The organism is Micromonospora sp. NPDC007271, from assembly GCF_040634005.1.
Lineage (GTDB): Bacteria > Actinomycetota > Actinomycetes > Mycobacteriales > Micromonosporaceae > Micromonospora.
Genome location: NZ_JBEYER010000021.1, coordinates 15231 through 32436, shown reverse-complemented (window position 1 = coordinate 32436; position 17206 = coordinate 15231). Strand labels below are relative to the sequence as shown.

The 17206-nt window shown below is 70.7% G+C and carries 13 protein-coding genes; 4 read left to right on the top strand and 9 right to left on the bottom strand.

Annotation, left to right across the window (positions count from 1 at the left end; all coding sequences use genetic code 11):
• Positions 1-45: 45 nt before the first annotated feature.
• Positions 46-975 carry an NAD(+)/NADH kinase gene (locus ABZ570_RS10495; protein ID WP_358060044.1) on the bottom strand — a complete coding sequence of 310 codons (930 nt, stop codon included), beginning with the start codon at positions 973-975 and terminating at the stop codon, positions 46-48.
• Positions 976-1192: 217 nt separating this feature from the next.
• On the opposite strand from ABZ570_RS10495, the gene ABZ570_RS10490 reads away from it, so the two are divergent.
• Positions 1193-1912, top strand: a complete 720-nt coding sequence (locus ABZ570_RS10490) for a class I SAM-dependent methyltransferase (protein ID WP_358060041.1) — start codon at positions 1193-1195, stop codon at positions 1910-1912.
• A gap of 37 nt (positions 1913-1949) precedes the next feature.
• Here the strand turns inward: ABZ570_RS10490 and ABZ570_RS10485 are convergent, their stop codons facing one another.
• The gene (locus ABZ570_RS10485; protein ID WP_358060038.1) at positions 1950-3299 is read right to left on the bottom strand and encodes a hypothetical protein; all 1350 of its coding nucleotides are present in this window, start codon (positions 3297-3299) and stop codon (positions 1950-1952) included.
• 375 nt (positions 3300-3674) lie between these two features.
• On the opposite strand from ABZ570_RS10485, the gene ABZ570_RS10480 reads away from it, so the two are divergent.
• Positions 3675-4829, top strand: coding sequence for a glycosyltransferase (locus tag ABZ570_RS10480; RefSeq protein ID WP_358060035.1), 1155 nt, complete (start codon positions 3675-3677; stop codon positions 4827-4829).
• Positions 4830-4913: 84 nt separating this feature from the next.
• Here the strand turns inward: ABZ570_RS10480 and ABZ570_RS10475 are convergent, their stop codons facing one another.
• The 3 genes from ABZ570_RS10475 to ABZ570_RS10465 are packed head-to-tail and all read right to left on the bottom strand — an operon-like array spanning position 4914 to position 8199.
• Entirely contained in the window at positions 4914-5825 is a 912-nt protein-coding gene (locus ABZ570_RS10475; protein ID WP_358060032.1) for an SDR family oxidoreductase, read from the bottom strand.
• Positions 5822-7117, bottom strand: a complete 1296-nt coding sequence (locus tag ABZ570_RS10470; RefSeq protein WP_358060029.1) for a glycosyltransferase family 4 protein — start codon at positions 7115-7117, stop codon at positions 5822-5824. Before ABZ570_RS10470 ends, ABZ570_RS10475 begins: the two co-directional genes overlap by 4 nt.
• Positions 7114-8199, bottom strand: a complete 1086-nt coding sequence (locus tag ABZ570_RS10465) for an SDR family NAD(P)-dependent oxidoreductase (protein ID WP_358060026.1) — start codon at positions 8197-8199, stop codon at positions 7114-7116. The genes ABZ570_RS10470 and ABZ570_RS10465 overlap by 4 nt, the downstream gene beginning before the upstream one ends.
• A 240-nt stretch (positions 8200-8439) precedes the next feature.
• Between ABZ570_RS10465 and wecB the strand changes: the two genes are divergently transcribed.
• Complete coding sequence (gene wecB / locus ABZ570_RS10460) at positions 8440-9561, top strand: UDP-N-acetylglucosamine 2-epimerase (non-hydrolyzing) (RefSeq protein ID WP_358060023.1); 1122 nt, start codon at positions 8440-8442, stop codon at positions 9559-9561.
• Between the two features lie 747 nt (positions 9562-10308).
• On the opposite strand, the gene ABZ570_RS10455 is transcribed toward wecB, so the two are convergent.
• The 3 genes from ABZ570_RS10455 to ABZ570_RS10445 all read right to left on the bottom strand — a co-directional run bounded on the left by ABZ570_RS10455 (position 10309) and on the right by ABZ570_RS10445 (position 15474).
• A complete protein-coding gene (locus tag ABZ570_RS10455) occupies positions 10309-11835 on the bottom strand; it encodes a hypothetical protein (protein ID WP_358060020.1) in 1527 nt (508 codons plus the stop codon).
• 53 nt (positions 11836-11888) lie between these two features.
• Positions 11889-13025 (bottom strand): aminotransferase class I/II-fold pyridoxal phosphate-dependent enzyme, encoded by a 1137-nt coding sequence (locus tag ABZ570_RS10450; RefSeq protein ID WP_358060017.1) that lies wholly within the window; start codon positions 13023-13025, stop codon positions 11889-11891.
• A 319-nt stretch (positions 13026-13344) separates the two neighbouring features.
• Positions 13345-15474 (bottom strand): acyltransferase family protein, encoded by a 2130-nt coding sequence (locus ABZ570_RS10445; RefSeq protein WP_358060014.1) that lies wholly within the window; start codon positions 15472-15474, stop codon positions 13345-13347.
• A 245-nt stretch (positions 15475-15719) separates the two neighbouring features.
• Here ABZ570_RS10445 and ABZ570_RS10440 point away from each other — a divergent pair, with 245 nt between their 5' ends.
• Positions 15720-16718 carry a DUF389 domain-containing protein gene (locus ABZ570_RS10440; protein ID WP_358060011.1) on the top strand — a complete coding sequence of 333 codons (999 nt, stop codon included), beginning with the start codon at positions 15720-15722 and terminating at the stop codon, positions 16716-16718.
• On the opposite strand, the gene ABZ570_RS10435 is transcribed toward ABZ570_RS10440, so the two are convergent.
• A complete protein-coding gene (locus ABZ570_RS10435; protein WP_358060008.1) occupies positions 16681-17115 on the bottom strand; it encodes a hypothetical protein in 435 nt (144 codons plus the stop codon). The genes ABZ570_RS10440 and ABZ570_RS10435 overlap by 38 nt on opposite strands.
• Positions 17116-17206: the final 91 nt, after the last annotated feature.

The window sequence follows — 17206 nt, the reverse complement described above, 5'->3', positions numbered from 1 at the left end:
CTGCCCGCAGTGAAGGGGCGCGGCTCCCGCCGGGCCGTTCGCCGGTCAGCGGGGTGGGGGGAGCTCGCGCCGGTTGAGCTGCTCGCGCAGTTCCTCGGGAAGCAGCTCCCGGAGCTGGTCGGGCAGCAGCGGCAGGTCGAGCAGGCTGAGCTTGAGCTGGCTGCGCTCCTGGTAGCGGCGGGGATCGAGCCGGACGACCAAGCCCGCGTCGCGTACGTATCGGGCCTCCACCGCGCCCTCCGTGGCGGCGTCGCGGATCACGAGGCCGTCCACCTCGACGGCGACGGGCGCCGAACTCGGGCGGAGGTCGAGCCGGATGCGCTCCTCGGGGGAGAACACCACCGATCGGGAGATGCCCGACATAGGCGCGGAGGGCGTCACCACCACCGCTTGGGTGGCGGGCGACACCAGCGGTCCGCCGGCGGCGTAGCTGTACGCGGTCGAGCCGATCGGCGTGCTCACCACCAGGGCGTCGCAGCGGTAGTAACCGTACTCCTGCCCGTCGACGGCGAGGCTGGCGGTGACGAAGCCCAGGCCCGGCTGCCGGACCAGGGCGACGTCGTTGAACGCCACCACGTCGTCGCCGCAGACGTCGCAGGCCAGGCAGGCGTGCGACTCGATGGTGAAGTCGTGCGCCGCCAGCCGGTCCAGCGCCCGCGGCAGGTCCGGCGGCTCCACCTCGACCAGGAAACCGACCCGGCCCACGTGCACCCCGAGCACCGGCTTCGGGTCCCGCACCGCCGCCCGCAGCGCGCCCAGCATGGTCCCGTCCCCGCCGACGCTGATCAGCGCGTCCGACCGGGCGGCCAGCTCCGGCCCGGGGACCGGCTCCACCGATGCCGGCACCCGGTGCCGGTCCTCGGCGCGGACGGCCAGCGTCCTGCCATGCCGGGCCGCCCAGCCGTCGATGATGCCGACCACCTCGGAGACATCCCGGGTGGGATGCAGCACCAGCCCGAACACATACCCCGCCACCGGTACAGCTCACCACAACGCGGCGCCCGCGGCGGGAGTACCGGAAGGCGGGCCGCCCGGCCCCGCCATCGGCGGGCCAGAAGCCCAGCTGTGGAATCACAAATGCGATAATCTGCGCTTTTCATCGGTAATCTACAGGAATCTCGCGAGCGCCCCTGGTCTATGCGGACCGGGCCCTTACGTCACAGCGCACCCACGACCTCGGAGGAATGCCCCGATGAACAGAACAACTGTCCGCGAGCTGGTCCGGCACGGACTGCACGCAACGTCGCTCGACCAGCTGCTGTTCCGACGCCGCGCTTCCCGCGGCATGGACGTGAGCCACCTGATGACGCCGGACCGCAAAGGGGCGTTCGAGCAGATCTACCGCCGAGGCATTTGGCTGAACGGGCAGAATCCGGCGACCCTCTCCGGTGCCGGTTCTCGGCTGGAGGCGACCACGGTGCTCCAGCAGGAACTGCCCCGACTGATCGATCGGCTCGGAGCCCGTTCCGTGCTGGACGTGGGTTGCGGGGACTTCACCTGGATGCAGCATGTCCGCCTCGACGTCCCGTACGTGGGCGTGGACATCGTGGCCGCGGTGATCGAGGAGAATCAGCGCCGGCACGGCTCGCCCCGGCGCGAGTTCCGCTGCCTCGACGCGGTCACCGAGCCGCTTCCCGCCGTCGACGTGGTCCTCTGCCGGGAGGTGCTCTTCCACCTCTCCCTCGCCGACGCCCGGAGCCTGCTGGCCAACGTCCGAGCGTCGGGGGCGGGTCATCTCGTGGTGACCACGGACGAGGCGACCAGGTTCAACGCCGACATCAGGAGTGGCGACTTCCGGGTGCTCAATTTGCGCCGGCGCCCGTTCAATCTTCCCGCCCCACGGTACGAGATCCGGGACGATGCGGTGCAGAGCGGTCGGGTCATGGGCGTCTGGCGGACGACCGATCTCTGATCGGCGCCGGCGCTGGGTACCGACCCGCCGCCGACGGTCACGGTGCCGGCCGCCCCTGCCCCCGCAGTGGCGGGCCGGCCACCGCCGGCCACCGGCCGCGGCGGCGGAGCCAGGGTAGCCCGAGAGCCGCCACCGTCAGCACCTCTGCCCCCAGGGTGGACACGGCCGCCCCCATCGGCCCGGCCAGGGGTACGGCCACGATGGCCAGCGGGCTGATCAGCGCGGCGTTGAGCAACATGATCCGGGTGGCGGTGCCGTAGTCGGCATCGCCGATCAGGTTGAGCGTCGCCGCGCGAGCGACCGTCATGAACGGCAGCGCGACGGCCAGCAGGATCAGCCACACGGCGGGCCCGCTGTCCGGCAGCCGGAGGAGTTCGCCGCTGATCCAGGGCGCCCCCACCGCAGTCACCACCGCCATCACGGTGGCGCCGAGGACGGCGACGAGTTCGGCCTGTCGATCGGGGCCGGTGCGGCCGCCGATTCCCTGCCGGATGCGTACCCGCCCGACCAGCGACACCCGTAGCGCGGCGAGCAGGACCCCGCCCAGCGCCTGGTAGACGCTGATGACGGCGCCGAAGGCGCCCATCACCCGGGGAGTGGCGATCAGGGACAGCGCCACCGTGGTGACCCTGCCGCTGTAGAACTCCGCGATGGTGTACGTGAACAGGTGCCGGTTCATTCCGAAGACCGACATCGCCCGCCGTGGCGACAGGTCGGTCAGTCGGGCGGGGCGCAGCCAGGAGTGCCGGCCGAGGCAGGCCTCGGCGACGAGGAACTGGACGACCGTCGCGACCAGCAGCGCGGTAGTCAACCGAGCGCCGGTGACGACCATCAGCAGCGCCGGCACCTTGCAGCCGCAGATGACCAGCGCGCTGCGGATGAAGCGCAGTTCCCGGGCGAGGTCGCCGAGTTGGAGTGCGGCGAGGTTGTTGCCGACGGCCACCGCGCCCACCGCCAACATCGCCGGCCACTCGTATCCGGACCGACTGTAGAAGGCACCGATCGCCACCGTGCCCACCGCCATGCTGGGCAGCGTCAGGAAGACCCACTGGCTGCGTACCGCACGACGTTGCTCGGCGTCCCCGCTGATGTAGAGCAGGGGAGATCCGCCGGCGACGGCGATGCCCACCAGGGTCAGCGCGGCGGTGACGACGGTGTAGGCCGCGATCTCCCCGGTCTGGCCGTCGCGGGCGCTCAGCGCCAGCACCGCAGCGTTCAGCAGTCCGCTCGCCAGGCCCGACGAGGAGGCGATCAGCGAGTTCCGGGTGGACGAGCGGTTGCGCCCCGGGGGCAGTGCGTGCCGAGGTCCCCCCGCCCCGGGCAGCGTGGCCGGTTCTTCGACGGGAATGAAACGGCCGCCGCCGGTGGCTCGGATGGACCTCGTCATCGGCGGGCCGACCGGGTGCCCGTGCTGAGCCGGGGTGGTCGGGCGGAGGTGGGCCGACGACCCCGTCGGCGAGCCTGGGGGCCGCCGTCCAGCACGTCCATGTCGCCTCCATCGGTGATTGATTGCCTGATGAAGGGTTTGTAGCACCTGTCGGAGTGATGAATCCTGATTCAGGGCATTTTGAATAGTTCTCCGTTTCGTGGCGCGCCGTGTCTCACCCCTGGCGGCGTTCATCCGCCCCATGACGGACATCCGTGACCTTTTGCCGCCGCACCGAGTTTTCAGGATGAGCGGTGCGGCGACGGCACGCCCGCGGGAGGCGAAATTGGTGTGAACAGAAATGAAGCGGCGCTGCGATCCGACGTAGAGCAAACGTTGGACGACACACCCATTCCCTACCAGGTCCTGGCGACCAGCCAGGTGTTCCAGCCGGGATTCCGGGGCGGGGGTCCGGTGCGGTCGCTGGAGACCATCATGAACACGCTGCCACCGCACATCAGACTCCTGCTGGTGACCCGGGACCGGGATCTCGGCTCGTCCCAGCCGTACCCCGGGCTGTCCGGGCGGTGGACCCGCCGCGGCGCGGCGCTGGTCCACTACCTGCGCGTGGGTGATCCCGCCAACTGGCTGCGGCTGGCGCGGCAGCTGCGGGCCCGCCGCCTCGACCTGCTGTACGTCAACAGCCTCTGGTCGTTCTTCTCGCTGGTGCCCGTCCTCGCCGTCGCCCTGCGGGTGCTTCCGGTACGGGCGGTCCTCGTCGCGCCACGCGGTGAACTCTCCCCGGGCGCGCTACGGCTGAAGGCGACCCGGAAACGGGCGTTCCTCCTGCTCTGGGCGCCCCTGCTGAAACGACTGGGGGTGCGTTGGCAGGCGTGCAGTGAGCTCGAGGCGCGGCACATCGCCGCGCGGTTCCCGTGGGCCCGGATCATCGTGCACGGCCAGGAGGCCGCGCTCCCGGCCGCTCCCCAGCCGCCGCAGGGCCGCTCGGCCGGGCCGTTGCGCCTCGTGTTCATCAGCCGCGTCTCGCCGATGAAGAACCTGGACCTGGCACTCGCCGCGCTGCGGAAGGTGGCCCGCCCGGTCGAGTTCGACATCTTCGGCCCGCTGGAGGACGCCGCCTACTGGGCCCGCTGTCGTCGACTGATGGACAAGATGCCGGCCCACGTGGTGGTCCGCTACCTCGGAGAGCTGACACCCGAGCGGGTGATCCCGACGTTCGGGGAGTACGAGGCGTTCCTCCTGCCCACCCGAGGTGAGAACTTCGGGCACGTGATCCTGGAGAGCCTGGCGGCCTCCTGCCCGGTCGTCTGCTCTGGCGAGACGCCGTGGAGCACGCTGATCGAGGACGGTGGCGGCGTGGTCGTCCGGCCGCTCACCGCCGAGGCCTTCGCCGCCCAGGTCGACCGCCTCGCCGCCCGGTCCGCCGACGATCGGTGGCGGGCCAGGGAGTCGGCCGGGCGGGCGTTCCGCTCCTGGCACGCTCAGCAGCGCTCGGCCAACGTGCTGGAGGAGGTCCGCCTCCTCGGCTGACGGCAGGGTGGCGCGGCAGGGAACGACAGCGGGCCCGGGCATCCGTCCGGGCCCGCTGTCATGGAGTCGGCCGCTCCGCCGTCGTCACACCCCGCAGGCCGGTGGGGCCGGTATCGGTCGGGGCAGCGCCCAGCGCGTTCGTGCGTCCCGCAGCTGCGAGATCATCTGAGGCCAGGCGGGCGGGCGGTAGCCGGTCCGCAGCGCCAGCGCCTCCGCCGACATCGACCGGTCGCAGGACAACCGGTCGTCCGGGACGATCCGCCCCGGCCAGTCGTACGCCTCGGCCACCAGATGCAGCAGGTCGTGCTTGGTGATCGGGCTGGCGGCCACGTGGTACATGCCGGTCAGGTCCTCCCGGGGAAACACCACCGAGCTGAGCAAACGGGCGAATTCGGTCGTGGTGACCCCGCTGTAGATCGCCTTGGTGAAGCCGCGGACCTCGTGGGTCTGGGAGAGGAACCAGTCGACGAGGGACCGGTTGCTGGCCAGCTCGTGGCCCACGATCGAGGTGCGCAGGGTGAGCGCCGGGTCGCCCGGCTCGCCCAGCAGCTTCGATCGACCGTAGAGGTCGGGTGGATCCGGTATATCGGTTTCCACGTAGCTGCCCCGGTCCCCCGAAAAAACGCAGTCGGTGCTCACGTGGATCAGCCGGATGTCCCGGCGCGCGCACTCCCGGGCGAGCAGGTGCGGGAAGAGGGCGTTGAGCGTCACCGTGTGTATGGCGTCCTGGACGTCGGGCCGTTGTTTGATTATCCCGACGCAGTTCACCACCACCTCGGGGCGGACCCGGCCGAGCAGCTGCTCCACGTGGGCCATGTCCCGCACGTCGACACCCCCGGTTATCCGGGCCGCCACGTCGGGGGGAAAGACGGTGCTGAGGTCAGCGGTGGTCCGGGCCGAGGCGTGCACGTCCAGGCCGGGGGCCTCGTTGAGCTGGCGGACCAGGGTGTGACCGAGCATTCCGGTGGCACCCATGACCAGTATCCGGCGGCTCATCGGCCCTCCCCGGTGCCCGACCGGACGCCCGGTCGGGCGGCGGAGGTGAGCAGATCGGCCAGGTGCCGCGAGTTGATCTCTTCGCTCATCACCCGCAGGTAGTGGTGGCGTCCGTTGCGGCCCATCGCCTGCAGATCCCGGCGTGGCACTCGACGGGCGTGCCGGATGATGCCGGCCAACCCGACGGAATCGCCGGGCGGGGCGGTGAATCCCGCGCCGGCATTCTCGACCGCCCGCGCTGCGTCCCCAGGGGCGCAGACCAGGAGGGCCTGTCCGCACGCCATGATGGACTGGACCTTGCTCGGCATGGTGATCCGGAACAGCGGCTCGTCGGCCAGCGACACCAGCTGGAGGTCCGCCGCCGCGGCGAGCGCCGCCATCCGCTCCGGTGCGACCCGGTCCACGAAGTGCACGGTGCGCAACTTGAGCTCATCCACCAGGGCGCGCAGCACCGGCCGTTCGATGCCGTCGCCCACCAGCACGAGGTGCACGTCCGGCAGGTCGCGCAGCTCCGCCATGGCGCGGACCGCCACGTCGAGGCGCTGAGCCACGCCGAGGTTGCCGCCGTACATGATGACGAAGCCGTCGGTCAGCCCCAGCTCCGCGCGGAGCCGGGGGTCGGGTTCGGTGGGCTGCATCAGCTTCTCGTCGGCCCAGTTGTAGACCACCGAGACCTTCTGCCGCGGGACGCCCCGGGCGACCAGCGCCTCCAACATGCCCGGACAGGTCACCGTCACGTGGGCGGCCAGCCGGTAGGTCCGGTCGGTGAACCAGTGGAGTCCCCGCTCGGCGACCCGCCGGGCGGGCCCGCGGTCGAGGAAGCCGGTGGCGAAGACCGAGTCCGGCCAGAGGTCCATGACCATCAGCACGTACGGCAGGCCCCAGCGCCGTCGGGCCGCCATCGCCGCCGTGGCGGCGGTCGCTGGCGAGGAATACACCAACGCGACGTCGGCGGCCCGGAGCACCGCCCCGCCGAATAGCGACGACGAGGCCGCGTAGCTCAGGTAGTTGGCGGTCCGCCGGAGGGTGGAGTGGTCGTGGCTGGGGTAGAGCGGGGTCCGGCGGATCCGGAACCCCTCCCGGGTCTCGGTGCTCCGGCGCCAGGCGGAGTAGCCCTGGCTGACCCGACCGGTCGGGTAGTTGGGCACACCGGTCAGGACGTCCACGTTCAGTCCTTGGCTGCGCAGGGCGCGGGCGAGCCCCAGCGGGATCGTGGCCGGCTCCGGCGGGAACCACTGGGTGACGAAGGCGACCCGGGTGGGCCGCTCCAACGGGTTGTCCGAGGTGGTCATCGCGCCGCTCGCGCCCCGAGGACGCCCGCGGTGCCGACCATCTCGTCCAGCCGCCGCCCCCGCGCCTCCTCCACCGGCCCGCGCACCTCGGGCAGGGTCATCAGCAGGGACATGATCTCGGGTACGTTGAGCCGCCGGGCGTTGTGGGAGTTGTAGTCGGAGCTGTGCTCCCCGCCCGTGTCACCCTCTTCGAAGTAGAGCGAGTAGTTGAGGTCGCGGCTGTCGACCGGCACTCGGAGAAACTGGCCGAAATCCTCCGCGCGGGCCAGTTCCTCGCGGCTGGCCAGCGTCTCGTAGAGCTTCTCCCCGTGTCGGATGCCCAGCACGTCGATCTTCGGAGGAGCATCGAGGAGCTCGCAGAGCGCGATGGCCAGGTCGCCGATGGTGCAGGCGTTGGCCCGGCGGATGAAGACGTCACCCGGCTGCCCGTGTCGGAACGCGTGCTCCACCAGCTCCACCGACTCGGACAGCGACATGAGGAAGCGCGTCATGGTCGGCACGGTCACCCTGGGCGGGACGCCGTTCCTGATCTGTTCCAGGAAGAGCGGGATGACCGATCCCCGGGAGCACATGACGTTGCCGTAGCGGACGCAGCAGACCCGGGTGCGCGCACCGGGGTTGTTGCGGGCATGTGCCTGGGCCACCTTCTCCATCAGCCCCTTGGTCATGCCCATGGCGTTGACCGGGTGGACGGCCTTGTCGGTGCTGAGCAGCACCAGACACTCGACGCCGTTGCGCTCGCAGGCGTCGACCACGTTCGCGCTGCCGAGCACGTTGGTCCGCACCGCCTCAAGCGGAAAGAACTCGCAGGATGGGACCTGCTTGAGCGCGGCGGCGTGGAACACGTACTCCACGCCTCGCGCCGCCTTCGTCACGCTGTCCGGGTCGCGTACGTCGCCGACGTAGAAGCGGACCCGCTCGTTGCGTAGGCGTAGGCGCATGGCGTCCTGCTTCGCCTCGTCCCGGCTCAGGACGCGCACCTCGGCAGCGCCGGCGTCGAGCAGCCGCTGGGCCATCGTCTGGCCAAAGGAACCGGTTCCGCCGGTGATCAGAAAGCGTCGGTCCGAAAGCGAGGACGTCACGTCTTCCTCCTGCTCTTCCCCGTCCCGCAAACGGGGTCTGATCGGCCTCGTGTCGCTGGTTACCATACGCCCGTAAATCCCCCAGAAGCTTGAAAAGCTACCTCAAGCCGGCAAATGCGTTTAAGACGACCAAAAACGAGGCGCTCGCTGATTGGTGGACGTGTCTCGCGGATCGCCCGGTTCGTTGTGGTCAACGACTGATCGATGTGGGCGACCACGGGCCTGAGAGGACGACGTGAGATGACGCGGGTAATGACGGTGGTGGGGACGAGGCCGGAGATCATCCGGCTGTCCCGGGTGGTCGACCTGCTCGACCGCACGGTCGACCACGTCCTTGTCCACACCGGGCAGAACTGGGATCCGGCCCTGTCGGACGTGTTCTTCCGTGATTTGCGGATTCGTCGGCCGGACCGGTTCCTGCGCGTGGACACCACTTCCCTCGGGCGGGTGCTGGGCGGGGTGCTGGCCGGCGTGGAGGACGCGATCCTGGAGGTCCGGCCCGACGCCCTGCTGGTGCTCGGCGACACGAACAGCGCTATCGCTGCCCTGATGGCCCGGCGGATGCGGGTGCCCGTCTACCACATGGAGGCCGGCAACCGCTGCTTCGACCTGAACGTGCCGGAGGAGACGAACCGCCGGCTGGTTGACCACGTCGCCGACTTCAACCTGGTGTACACCGAACACGCCCGGCGGAACCTGCTCGCCGAGGGACTGCCCGCCCGCCGGATCCTGCACACCGGCTCGCCCATGCGTGAGGTGCTCGGCCACTACCGCGCCGACATCGACAGATCCACGGTGCTCCGGCGGATGGAGCTCGATCCGGGCGGCTACTTCCTGGTCAGCGCCCACCGGGAGGAGAACGTCGACCAGCCAGAACGGTTGCGCCAACTGCTTGGGTGCCTGGGCGCGGTGCGCGACGAGTGGGGCCTGCCGGTGCTCGTCTCCACCCATCCACGCACCCGCAAACGCCTGGAGGCGCTGGCGCCCGACCCGAGCATTCTCGACGGCCTGGCGTTCCACGAGCCGTTCGGTCTCTTCGACTACGTGCACCTGCAGCGCAACGCCCGCTGCACCCTCTCTGACAGCGGCACCATCAGCGAAGAGGCCGCAATTCTGGGCTTCCCCGCGGTCACCCTGCGTGAGTCCATCGAGCGCCCGGAGGCTCTGGACGCGGGCAGCATCATCATGACCGGCCTCGACCCGGCCGGCGTGGTGGAGGCGGTGCGAGTCGTGATCGGCCAGAGCGCCGACGGGGTGCCCTGCCCGGCCGACTACCAGGTGCCGGACACCTCCCGCCGAGTGGTCGACTTCATCCTGTCGACCGTGCGTCGTCACCACGCGTGGGCAGGCATCCGATGGTGAGGACCGGCCCGGTGCCGCGCCCGCGCGCGGCCGCAGGTCGAGGGGATTTCACCAACTGCTACCCAGCAGGTGGGTGAGCGAACGGGCGACCAGGTCGTCCCGCGCCGCGGGGGCCAACGTCAGGCCGAAGCCGAGGTAGGCCGGTCGTCGGTGACCACCGCCGCGCCCTCGGGCAAATGCATGCTGTCTGCGGGCCCCGCCGTTGGGCCCGGGCGCGGAGCAGGCCTTCGTCCCGGCCACCGTCCACCCCGCCCGACGATCACCGTGCCGGTACGTTCTTTACGACGCTGCCCGTCGGCACGTCCCGCAGCCACGCACGTGCCGGCGCCGACCGTGCTGTCCGCCCCGATGTGCAGGCGCTGGGGTGGGCGTCACGCAGCGCCTCGGTCGACCAGAGGAACGGCACGCTGCCGCATCGGACCGCTCCCACGAACTCCGGGGCGGTGACCTCCCGGCCGCGGAAATCCCCGCAGGAGCGGGACGGCGGCGACTGTCTCCGCCAGGATCCGTAGGTCGAGTGCGAGGCAGCCCTGGTCGACGTAGCGGACATCGTAGGCGAACTTGTCCTCCGAGCCGATGGGGTTGCGACCACAGATCTACGCGAGCCCGGTAATCCGGGCCTGACCTCGTGCCGACGAGCATGCTCCGGACGCCTCATGGCGAGCGCCACCACCAGCGCCACCGCGGCCATGACGGGCAGCGCCGCCAGCAGCAGCGGCCCCGCTACGGCGATGTCGAGCAGCCACTTCAGCCGTTCGTGTCCATCATGGTGGTCGACATGCATCGGGCTGCTTCTCCCTGGCGCGCGGCGAAGGTGGACGCGTGGCGCTGCGGCGTGGGGCCGCCCGATCCGGATTGTGCGGGCTGCGCGGGACGGCGGGCGGTGACCCGCGGGGCGTGCAGCGTCGCCGTGGCCCGGGCGGAGAGCTGGAGCAGCACGAGGATCGCCAGGACCGCCGTGCCGAGCACAATCGCCCGCATCCCGCCGCGGACTACCCAGGTGAAGGTGCCCACCCACATCAGGTCGGGCATGCCGACGGCGACGATGATCGCCAGCCCGTATCCGGCCAGGGCGCGGACGCCGTCGATCCGCCGCTCGGACATCCAGACGATGAGCCGGTCGACGCCCCGGACGATCAGGCCCGCGCAGGGGACCATCAGCAGCAGGCCGACGGTGCCGAAGTTGTAGATCCATTCCCCCTGGAAGAGGGCCGCGTCGGAGTGGCCGGTGCCGACCAGCCCGGGGTGCAGCACGGTGACGACCTCCGAGCCGAATCCGTCGGGTTTGTGCGGCCAGACCGCCCGGGGCACCAGACCCACGACGGCGGCGACGAAGGTCCGTCCCCAGGCCAGCGGGATGTCGCTGAGCTGGGACATGTGTAGCAGCGTGGCGAAGCCCTGCAGCGGACTGACCACTGATTCCAGTCCGTTCTGGCTTACGCTGACCACCTCATCGGCCTCCCGGCGTCGCATGGAGGCGAGGAACCAGAGGGCGGCGGGGCTGACAAGCAGGACACTGAGCTTCAGCAACCGGCCGCGGGCGTGTCGCGACATCACCACCAGCAAGGCGAAGCCGAGCGCGCCGAGGCTGAGCCGACCCATGCCGGTCGACAGGGCGATCTGCACCCCGAAGGCGGCCAGCGGCGTTAGGTAGGCCAGTGGCCGTGGGCGGTGGCGTTCCCGGTCCAGCAGACCCACGGCGAGCAGCAGGGCACCGCAGAAGCCCGCCGCGTCCAGGATGAAGGAGATCCGGCTGGCGTCTGGCTCCACCTGGGCGGGCTGCTCGACGGCGAGCTTGGCGAGCGAGATCAGGGTGAGTGCGGTGCCGATGGCGGTGGTGGTCCGCAGGATCCGGCGGTCGCCCCACGGCGTCCGCTTCGGGCCGTCCCGCCCGGCCGGGGCGGTGGTCCAGAACAGCAACCACGTCGTGACCTGGCCGAAGTACGCGCAGACCAGGGCCGGGTGCAGAAAGTCGAGCGCGGTGGGGTCCGGCAGGACCAGTTGGTACACCGCCGAGAAGCCGACGAAGAGGGCGAAGGCGAAGCTGTAGATGCCGACGGCCGTGATCCGCGGTCCGCCGTGGCTCCAGAAGACGTACAGCCCGAAGCCGAGGCAGGCGAGCGAGAGCAGCCAGTTGCGGTTGTCCCGGGTGCCGTCCGTGCCGGGGGCGAGGACCAGCCCGATCAGGCCGACGACGTACCAGGCCATGGCGACCGGCAGCGCTCGCAGCACCCCCGGCGCCGCCAGCTCCGTCGACGTAGTCCCCTCGTCCATCTCTCTCCTGTCGTCGTCGCTGGTCGCGCGGGCCACCAGGGGCGGCGCGGGGGCTATCGCCCACGCAGCTGCAGGAACCGGGAGATGGCGGTGAGCACCCGCTCGATCTCGGGCTCGCCTAAGACCGAACCGCTGGGCAGCGTCAGGCCGTTCCGGAAGAGGGTCTCCGCGGCGCCGGTGACCCGGGCCTGCCGGCCGGCGAACACCGGCTGGAGGTGCATCGGCTTCCACACCGGCCTGGTCTCGATCTCCTGGTGCTCCAGGTCGGCGGCGAGATCCTCGACCCGCCAGCCGGCCACCCCGGGGTCGACGATCAGAGTGGTCAGCCAGCAGTTCGAGCCCTGGTCGTGGTCGCCGAGCAGCCGGGCGCCGGCCACCCCGGCGAAGAGCTTCGCATACCGGTCGCGCATGTCGCGCCGACGGGACATCATCCCGTCGAGCCGGCGCAGTTGGGCCCGGCCGAGCGCGGCCAAGAGGTTGCTGAGCCGGTAGTTGTAGCCGACGTCAGTGTGTTCGTAGTGGCGTACCGGTTGCCGGGCTTGGGTGGCCAGGTACCGGCAGCGGGCCAGCAGGTCGCGGTCGTCCGAGACCAGCATGCCGCCGCCCGAGGTGGTGATGATCTTGTTGCCGTTGAACGAGAAGACTCCGGCGTGGCCGAACGATCCAGCGGGCCGGCCCCCGTGCGTGGCGCCCAGCGCCTCCGCCGCGTCCTCCAGCACCGGTACGCCGGCCGCGGCGCAGACCGGCAGCAGTCCGGTGTAGTCCGCGCAGCTGCCGAACATGTCCACGGGCACCACCGCCGCCACGGTGCGTCCGGCCCGGGCCAGTTCGTTGAGTAGCTCGGCGAGCTGGTCGACGTCGATGTTGCCGCTGGCCGGTTCGCAGTCGACGAAGACCGGCTCGGCGCCGGTGTACACGACGGCGTTGGCGGTGGCGACGAAGGTCAGGGTGGGGACCACCACCACCGTGCCCGGTCCCGCACCCAGGGCCAGCAGGGCGAGGTGCAGCGCGGCGGTCCCGGAGCCGAGCGCCACCGCGCCGGCCGTGCCGGCCCGCTCCGCCACGTCCCGCTCGAACTGCTCCACCTCTGGTCCGAGGGGTGCGACCCACCCGGACCTGAGGGCGCGTACCAGGTACGACTCTTCCAGCGGTCCGACATCCGGCGAGGAGAGAAAAATGCGGCTACTCATCGGCTCCTCCCTCCATCCGGGCACGTGGCGATTATCTGGGTATATGTGTGTAGCACGCGCTGATCGTTCTCTTCGGGCTTTTCATGTAATAGGCGGCGCAGCGGCCCGGTAGGTGGAACGGCAGCGACCTAACACGGCCAACGCCATTTCGCCGGAAGGGTGACGCTCTGCCGCGGAACAGCGCCAGAGCATGATCAACCCTGCCGGCGGTCCGGTCAGTAGAGAGCTGCTGTTGCCCGAGGATCGATCGATGTGTGTCGGCCCCGCCGTCGAGCACGGCGGGCACGGCCGGGACTCATCGACGCAACCGTGTGACGCTTCAGATTCCACCCGACTGTACGGTGGCCAGGGCGCTGTCGAGCCGGGGCGCGAGCGTCCGGGCGTAGGTGGCGGTGAGATGGTTGGTGTCCCGATAGACGAGTACGCCGCCGATGACCGGCGCGCAGCGGTCTGTGGGACAGATCGCGTCGTTGAGATTGATCAGGTGGACTCCCGGCTGTCGCTTGGCGGCCCGCTCCTGGGCGATGCCACCTCCGGCAGCCAGCACCTCGTCACGTTGCGGGGCGCACCGAGTCAGCCGGTTCGGGTTGGCGGAGACGCACTCGACCGGGTCTCGGCGGTGGTACGGCGGGTCCCGGAGCACCACCACCGGCACCCCGATCGTGGTCATCTCCCGCCAGCTGTCTCGTAGACCGGTGGCCAGGATCTCCTGCGCCCCTTGTGTCACCAGCTCGCCGTCGCGCAGGGTCAGATAAAAGGAGCTGCCCACCAGCAGCAGGTCGGGCGGGTCGGCGCGCAGTTGGGCGCGGATCCGCCGGTTCCACTCGGTGCAACTGGTGTACGGCCGGCCGTCAAGCGCCACCTCCATGGCGAGGAACGGGCACGCGGATTTGATGTGCGCCACCACCCGCCAATTCCGCTTCACCGCGACCTCCTCCAGCGCGGGAAGCCACTGTTCGGCGTGGGAGTCGCCGGCGAGCAGGACGGTGTAGGAGGCGTCCTTGACACCGTACACACAGGTCACTGGCTCGCTGCTGTTCTGCTGGATGTGACAGTTGGTGCGGTTTGTCGCCGGAACGTCCTTCGCGGCGACCAGCGGGTCGGGGGTGATCGAGTCGACCCGGTCGACCGGCCTCCCGGCCAGGTCACCCCGGGGCGATTTGCTCAGGACCGCAGCTCCCGGTGGTCCGGCAGGGGCGTTGGCGCTCGCCGAAGCGCTGCTCCCGCCAAGTGACGGCACAGCGGGCGCAGACAGTGGCGCTCGGGCCGGCGGCCAGACGGTCAGCTGGAAGAGCAGGCCCGCGATCACCGCCGTGCCCGTGCAGAGGGCGCCGAGGCGTAGCGCCCGCATCGGGTACCAGGCCAGCGCCGGCGACCGGCGGATGGGGTTCTCCACGAAGTGGTAGGTGAGGCCCGCCGGTACCGCGGACAGCGCCACCACCGCCAGGCGCGCAGACGGAGTCAACTCGCCGAACCGATAGTCAGCGACCATCAACAGCGGCCAGTGCCACAGGTAGAGCGAGTACGACAGCCCGCCGATCACGCGCATGGGCGGCAGGCTGAGCAGCCCGGCCGGCCCGGCCCGGCCGGCGGCCGCGGCGAAGGCGATCACCACAGCCGTACCGGCGGTGGGCAGCAAGGCGGCGTACCCGGGGAAGGCCGACGTGGAGTCCAACACGAAGGCCGAAGCGACCACGCCGGCCAGCCCGGACCAGGCGAGAACGGGGGCCAGCCCTCGCGGCGTCCGGTGGAGTCGGGCGCCGACGATGGCCACCGCGCCGCCAAGGGCGAGTTCCCACATCCGCGTGGTCGTCACGAAGTACGCCGGTGCGGGATCCGCCGAGGTGAGGTGGATCGACCAGGCGAAGGACGGCAGCGCGACGACCGCGAAACCGACCATCAGCACGTCACGGCGCAGCCGTTTCCGGCCACCGAGGACGGTCAATCCGAGCAACAGCAACGGCCAGATCAAATAGAACTGCTCTTCCACACTCAGCGACCAGTAGTGCTGCAGGACGCTGGGTGCCTGGTCGACGAACATGTAGTCCACGGACTGCTGGGCGAGCCGCCAGTTCATCACATACAGCGCACTGCTCACCACATCCCAGGCGGTGTTGGAGAAGCGAACCTTCGGCAGAAACAGGTACGTGAGCAGCAGGGTGGCCAGGAGCACCAGGCCGGCGGCAGGCAGCAGTCGCTTGGCGCGGCGGGCGTAGAAGCCGGCCAGCGAGATCCGTCCGGTGCGGTCGAGTTCGTCGACGAGAAGGCCCGTGATCAGGAAACCCGAGATCACGAAGAAGACGTCCACGCCCACGAAACCGCCGGGCAGGAACTGACTGCCAGCGTGGCCGACCAGTACCAGGACGACCGCCAGGGCACGTAGTCCCTCGATGTCAGCCCGGAAGGACGTCTGCGATGAGGCCTCCGGCCTGCTTCGTGTCTGCGTCATTGCTCCGCCTGTGCTAGAAATGCGCTTAAAGGTCCTTTGTTCCTTTATATCCCATCGAAACCTGTGTGTCCTTTTCCCCCGTTGCTCGTGTCCCTCGGGTGGAGGCAGCCGGCCAGCAAGATCCGACGAGCACGGCGATCCCTGGCACAGCGCCGTTCGGGCGTCAGGAGGCGGCCAGGACCAGCGCCCGCCGGCCTGAATGACGCAGTACAGTGCTCGGCGGCTGATCGGCGAGGGGGAAGGCCGTGTTGCACCTGAGGATCATCGTGCCGCCCGACCGGTCAGACGCGGTCGCCGACCTGCTGGCGGCCGATCCCGGCGTGACCCATCTTGTGCTGCTGGCCGGTGCCGCCCGCCAGCCGGCCGGCGACTACATCACCTGTGACGTGGTCCGGGAGCGCGCCGACCAGGTCCTGCGCCGGCTTCAGGAACTCGGCGTCGAGGCGCGCGGCGGCATCTCCGCGGACGACGTCGAGGTGACGCTCTCGGCGGCGGCGGAACGGGCCGCCCGGGAGGCGCCAGGGCACGGGGAGGACGCCCTGGTCTGGGACGAGATCGCCGCAAAGACCGGCGAGCAGACGGTGCTTAGCGGGACGTTCCTGGCGCTGATCATGGTGGCCACGATGATCGCCGGTATCGGCGTACTGCTCGACCAGCCGATCCTGATCGTGGGGGCGATGGTGGTCGGCCCTGAATTCGGCCCGCTCGCCGCACTCAGCGTCGCACTGCTGCGGCGCAACCGGCGGGTGGTCGGCCGGTCGCTGCAGGCCCTCGCCGTCGGTTTCCTGGCCGCCATGCTCGTGACCGTGCTGAGCACCTGGGCGTTGACCGCGGCCGGTCTGGTCAGCCGGGCCACCCTGCTGGCGCCCCGGCCGCTGACCGACTTCATCTGGCGGCCGGACGCTCTCTCCTGGGTGGTCGGTCTGCTCGCCGGTGTCGCCGGCATGCTCTCGCTGACCTCGAGAAAGTCCGGCGCGCTGGTCGGTGTGCTGATCTCGGTGACCACCGTGCCCGCCGCCGCGAACGTGGCCGTGGCGGCGGCGTACGGCGTGTGGCAGGAGGCGATGGGCTCCTCGGTCCAGCTGGTGATCAACTTGCTCGCGATCGTGCTGGCCGGCCTCGCCACCCTGGTCGTACAGCAGCTGTGGTGGTGGCGAGTGCGCCACCGGGCGGCGGGTACCGGGCCGCCGGGGACTGAGCGCCGGCTCAGCCCCAGTCGTCGCCAGCCGCCAGCCGCCGGGTGAGCAGGTCCCGCAGCAGGATCGACTCCCCGTCCCGGCCACCCCGCCCGACGACCAACGGCGGCGGGGACGGCTCGGGGTCGGCACCGAACACCCACGACCGGAGGCTGGGCGGCACGGTCAGCAGGTAGAACCGCCCCTCGCCGTCCACCGCCCGGCTGCGCGCCCGGTCCACGTACCAGCCGGTGAGGCGGGTGCGGTAGCGGGCGCGGCCGTCGTAGGAGGTCACGGTCAACCGGTCCGGGCGCAGGCCGCGCCGGGTCGCTTCGGCCGCGAACCGGGCCACCAGCTCCGCCGCCTCCGCCTGCTCGGTGGCACGCTGCCGGGCGTCGGCCTCGGCGTGCGCCCGCACCGCGCGGCGCTGCCGCTCCCGCCACTCCAGGCCGTCGTCCGCACCCACGCCCGCGAGGGTACGCGCCCCGACCGGCCGGCGGCTGTCGAGCTGAGTCGTCCCGGCCGATCCGTTGACGACATCAGCTCGACAGCGCGCG